Origin of the sequence: Companilactobacillus halodurans, assembly GCF_009600985.1 — a bacterium.
In the GTDB taxonomy this organism is placed as follows: Bacteria; Bacillota; Bacilli; order Lactobacillales; family Lactobacillaceae; genus Companilactobacillus; species Companilactobacillus halodurans.
Genome location: NZ_VDFP01000280.1, coordinates 1 through 1044, shown reverse-complemented (window position 1 = coordinate 1044; position 1044 = coordinate 1). Strand labels below are relative to the sequence as shown.

At 38.6% G+C, this 1044-nt stretch carries 1 protein-coding gene; it reads right to left on the bottom strand.

Annotated elements, in window-relative coordinates:
* Nucleotides 1-1044 (bottom strand): helicase-related protein (locus FHL06_RS14165; RefSeq protein ID WP_272950479.1); only part of this gene is annotated, 1044 nt, incomplete at both ends.

Below are 1044 nucleotides of genomic sequence, written 5' to 3'. Positions count from 1 at the left end.
AACAATGACATCATACGTACCCATTCTTAAATCTCTAATGATTTCTATACGTTCGAGTGTTTTAATTTCAGAATGCAGATAATTTACTTTGATGCCTGCTTCTTTTAAATATGTCGTTAAATCTTCACTCATTTTCTTAGTCAACGTTGTAACAAGTACACGTTCGTTTCGATCGATTCGATCCTGTATCTCGCCAAGCAAATCATCAATTTGATTTTCTGTAGGACGCACTTCAATCTTAGGATCTAACAGACCGGTTGGACGTATGATTTGTTGAACCATCTCATCTGTATGCTCAAGTTCAAATGGTCCTGGTGTGGCTGAAACATAAACCAACTGTTTCGTTTTTTCTTCGAATTCCTCGAATTTTAAAGGTCTATTATCTAGTGCACTCGGCAAACGGAATCCGTGGTCAACTAATACTTGTTTACGAGCACGGTCACCATTATACATCCCACGAATTTGTGGCATTGTAACGTGAGACTCATCAATCATAATATTGAAATCTTTGGGGAAGAAATCAAGCAAAGTAAATGGTGGTTCACCTTCAGCACGACCTTCCATATGACGTGAATAGTTTTCAATACCAGAGGTATAACCCATTTCACGCATCATTTCAATATCGTACTCGGTCCGTTGCTTGATTCGTTGAGCCTCAAGTAACTTACCTTCTTTTGTAAACTTCTCTACTTGAACATCCATCTCATTTTTAATGCGGTCAAGTGCTTGATCCATCTTAGAGTCACTAATCATAAAGTGAGTGGCTGGAAAAATTCCAATATGGTCCATTGAACCTTTAACCTCACCAGTCAAAGCGTCCATTTCAATAATTCGATCGATCTCATCACCGAAAAACTCCACACGAATAGCATTATCGTCTCGTGATGCTGGGAAGATATCCACAACATCCCCACGAACACGAAATCTACCACGTTGGAAGTCAATATCATTACGTTCAAATTGATTTTCAACTAATTCTTCTAACAACTTATCACGCGCAATTTGTTGACCCACACGCAAGGAAATAATGCTATCAGCGTATTC